The organism is Anaerolineae bacterium (assembly GCA_016931895.1).
Lineage (GTDB): Bacteria > Chloroflexota > Anaerolineae > 4572-78 > J111 > JAFGNV01.
This window is the reverse complement of record JAFGDY010000063.1, coordinates 1-3,946: the sequence shown is the minus strand read 5'-3', so window position 1 is coordinate 3,946 and position 3,946 is coordinate 1. Positions and strand designations below refer to the sequence as shown.

Annotated in this window: 3 protein-coding genes; all 3 read right to left on the bottom strand. The window is 53.1% G+C overall.

The window, feature by feature from the left end:
- Positions 1–349 precede the first annotated feature (349 nt).
- The 3 genes from JW953_05065 to JW953_05055 all read right to left on the bottom strand — a co-directional run bounded on the left by JW953_05065 (position 350) and on the right by JW953_05055 (position 3,835).
- Entirely contained in the window at positions 350–1,012 is a 663-nt protein-coding gene (locus JW953_05065) for a response regulator transcription factor (protein MBN1992052.1), read from the bottom strand.
- 114 nt (positions 1,013–1,126) lie between these two features.
- Positions 1,127–2,368 (bottom strand): PLP-dependent transferase, encoded by a 1,242-nt coding sequence (locus tag JW953_05060; protein ID MBN1992051.1) that lies wholly within the window; start codon positions 2,366–2,368, stop codon positions 1,127–1,129.
- Between the two features lie 15 nt (positions 2,369–2,383).
- Positions 2,384–3,835: a trimethylamine methyltransferase family protein gene (locus JW953_05055; GenBank protein ID MBN1992050.1), complete on the bottom strand. Its 1,452-nt coding sequence runs from the start codon at positions 3,833–3,835 to the stop codon at positions 2,384–2,386.
- Between the last annotated feature and the right edge of the window lie 111 nt (positions 3,836–3,946).

Sequence of the window (3,946 nt, the reverse complement as noted above, 5' to 3'; positions counted from 1 at the left end):
TCAAGCCTCCTATGGTCAATTTGAACCATAGGTTATCACAAAATGCTTAGCTTTGGAAGACCCTTTTTTAGCATTGAACAGCCCTGGGGCAAGGTGTGTATCCCTTTAAAAGGATTAGATTTACTTAATCAACAAGAGGGAGCGGCGATGCCCACAAATCTCACCCCCACTCAAGCCCAAAAACTATTGACCAACCTTCCCCCCGGTGCTAAAATCGAGATTCAGTAGATCCAAATTTGGGCTGGTAGTCCGCACTTCAGTGCGTTTTTTTTAGGCATTAAAGTGCCCACTCCAAACAACATTTTGGATCTACTGAGATTAATAAAACACCTGAGAGGGCTATAGTTATTTAAGGCTCCTCAACCAATCCCCTGCGAACCGCATGCACGGCCGCCTGAATCCGATTTTGCACGTGGAGTTTTTCTAAAATATTTCGCAGATGAATTTTTACCGTGTTTTTGGTGATTTGTAATGTTTTGGCAATTTCTTGATTGGTAGCCCCAGCGACAATCTCTTCCAACACTTCAATTTCTCTGGGGGTTAACTCGTCAACCGGTTCGGGCTGGTTCGGGATAATTTGTTCCGGCCGGTTGAATTCCTGTAAAATTTTGGCCGCCATAACCCCCGAGATAGGAGCCTCGCCTTGCCGCACGCCCTCAAGCATGTTAAATAACTGTTCCGGCTCCAATTTTTTAAGCAGGTATCCTTTGGCCCCGCTTTTAATGGCCTCAAACAGATGCTCATCATCTTCCGATACGGTTAGTATGACAATTTCTATGTGAGGCATTTCTTGTTTGATAATGCGCGTGGCTTCGAGACCGTTTTGGCGGGGCATACTGATGTCCATCAAAATAACATCGGGGCGAGTCTCGCGGGCCTGGGCCACGGCCTCATAACCATCGCCGGCCTCGCCAACCACAACCATATTTTGCCGCCCTTTCAATAACGAAGCAATTCCTTTGCGAAATAAAACGTGGTCATCAACTAACAGAATCCGTAGCGGCTCTTCCATAATTTATCTCTCTTTCCCGGCAGATAGTATACTAAAGGGCGCTTGACCTGTCAATTGACGTAAAAAATGGGCTTGACCAAGAAAGATTTCTCAGCAAAATTAATGCTGACCCTTTCACGGATTGAGGGCCTGGTTCAAATCGGCGATAATGTCCGCAGAATCTTCCAGCCCCACGGAAAGACGGATAAGCCCGTCATCTATCCCCACAGCAGCCCGCTCTTCGGGCGTCATATGCTCGTGGGTGATGGTGGGGGGATGCATGCAGATAGTCCGGCTGGTGCCAAACGTAACCGCGTGGATGACCAATTGGAATTTGTCCATAACCTTTGCAGCGCCTGGAATACCATCAGGAACCACAAAAGAGAGTAAGCCACCTGCGCCCGTCATCTGCCGTTGGGCCAGGTTATACTGCGGATGATCCGGCAAGCCGGGATAATTGACGCGCTTCACCCGGGGATGGTCGGCCAGAAATTCGGCCACCTGTTGGGCATTGGCGCTGTGCCGCTCCATGCGCAGGGAAAGCGTGTCTAAAAATTGTAACGTGAGCCAGGTTTCCAGAGGCTGCATCACTGCCCCGATGAATTCGGTGGTATTCCAGCGAATGTCCTCAACCAGGGCCTCCGGCCCAATCACGGCGCCGCCCAGCACCGTGGCATTGCCGCACAGAAATTTGGTGATAGATAGGAGCACAATATCTGCCCCTAAGTCCACCGGTTTTTGGAGGGCGGCTGTGGCGGTGGTATTGTCCACCATCAACGGCACGCCGCGCGCATGGGCCACATTAGCGACGGCGGCGATATCCGTGACAAATAGGGTGGGATTGCTGGGCGTCTCCACCCAAACCAGGCGGGTTTTTTCATCAATCGCCTGCTCCCACGCGGCGGGGTCTGCCGGATTTTTAACAAAACGAAAGTTGACCCCGCAGCGTTCCGGGAAGATGGTGGCCGCCTGTTTGTACCCCTCGCCAAAGGTATTTAAGGTCGTAACCACGTTATCGCCGGGCCGGGTCAGGGTAAAGATGAGGTTGAACAGGGCCTGCGACCCCGAAGCGGCGGTAATTGCGGCCTCGCCGCCTTCTAACGAGGCCAGCCGTTCTTCAAGCACGCTATTGGTGGGGGTTCTGGTGCGGCCATAGACCGGATTGGGAATCTGGTCAAAGGATTGATATGGGTAGGTCATTGATTGCACAATGGGCGGCACAAATGAGCGGAACGATTCCATCTCCCGACGCGGGTCAAAGCCGGCGTGCAGGGCGCGGGTGTCAAAACCCAGGTGGGCATCCGCCCGGCCCGGCGGAACAACGTTTGGGTCATATTCCCAGGGGGCTCGTATAAAAAAGTGATGGTTGTTTTGCATAAAAAATCTCCTTCTCTATTCCGGGCTGCCAAATTGCGCCTGTTCGCGTTCAATAATTTTTTTGATGTCCCGCTGCACATCTGCCGGTAACGGCTCCGGTGTATGTTCGTTCAAGATTTTCTCAACCTGTTGCGCGGCTCTTTCTTCCATACTGGTCGCGCCATGTTGAGTCCACTGCGAGTATTGGCGCTTGTCGGCCAGTTGAGAGTAATAAGCTTTTTTGAAATGCTTCAAGGTGTGGTCGTGAGCCAAATAGTTTCCTTTGGCCCCAAGTTCTTCCACTACATCCAAAGCCAGCGTTTCATTGTTGACCGGCACCCCTGCCGTTGAGGCCCGTAAAAACCCCAATTGGTCGTTGACAATAGTAATTAAAACCAACGAACCCTGCGCCCCGGCGTCCATAAACCCCACATCGTGAACCAGATTGGCCCCGTACATCAGGGCGCTCATCAAACTAAAGGCCACTTCCAGGCCGCACTGCTGGTCCAATATTTTTGAGTCGGTGCAGCCGCCCAAACCAAACACCGGCAGATTGTAATATTTGCCAATAGAGGTCGCCACCCCCTGCTCGTCGGCCAGCACATAATTGCCGACCATTGTCTGCAAATTGTACGGCCCGCCGTTCCAGCCCGGCACGGCTACCGGAGTTCCTTCCCGCACCAATTGGGCCAGCACAATGCCCAGCAGCGTGCCCGCATTCATCGTCGCCATGCATCCGGCGGTGGTGGTCGGCGAGTTCACGCCACCGGCATTCAAGGGAACGTAGAGCAGCGGCAGGCCCTTCTCAGCCAGGTACATACATTTTTGCAGTGTTTCAGCGTTGGCAATCAGCCCAGAGGTGACATTGAGGTAACAAACAGCAAAAGGGCGTTGTTGAAAAGCGTCCGCGCCGCCGGCCACAATTTCGCACATTTCAATCGCGGCCACACAACCCTCAAAATCGGGCGGCACAAAGACAATGGGTTTGGTGGTGTTGTTGAGCATGACCTCCATCTGGTAGCGGTCATAAATTTTCTGGTCCACGTCAGATGGCATAAAGCCCGACATGACAAAATCAATTTCCGGCAAGGCGTCCATCAGGATACTGGCCTCGGTCACATCTTTGAGCGCGGCCCGGCGTCGCTGGCCGGTGCGGTGGTCAAGAATGTTCAGGCAATCCGACCCGCCCCCAAAGTAGGTGTTATATCCCCCGGCTCGCAGCGCCACCTGGCCGCGACGGTCGCACAGCGTCATCTGTTTGGGGGTTACGGCCAGCGCCTTTGCCACCATCACTTCGGGCAGAAAAACGCGGAGGCCGTCGGCTTTGGCCCCGCCTTTAACCAGCAGTTCCCTGGCCTTTTCATCACGCACTTCAATGCCTACCCGCTGTAAAATTTCCAGGCTGGCCTGGTGAATCTGCTCACATTCCTGAAGCCCCATGCGCGCGCATATCGCGCTGGTCATTTGAGAACCATGTGTTTCGATCATCGTTGATCCTTTCTGTTTTATAACTATGGCTCTTTGGGATTTTCCGTGGCATACCCCAATATGTAGGGGCGAATCCTTGTGGTCGCCCTGGGCAGGCACAAGACCTGCCCC

Excerpts from the sequence above, each read along its gene's own strand:
- JW953_05060 (MBN1992051.1), bottom strand. The coding sequence starts at position 2,368 with ATGCAAAACAACCATCACTTTTTTATACGAGCCCCCTGGGAATATGAC.
- JW953_05055 (MBN1992050.1), bottom strand. The coding sequence starts at position 3,835 with ATGATCGAAACACATGGTTCTCAAATGACCAGCGCGATATGCGCGCGC.
- JW953_05065 (MBN1992052.1), bottom strand. The coding sequence starts at position 1,012 with ATGGAAGAGCCGCTACGGATTCTGTTAGTTGATGACCACGTTTTATTT.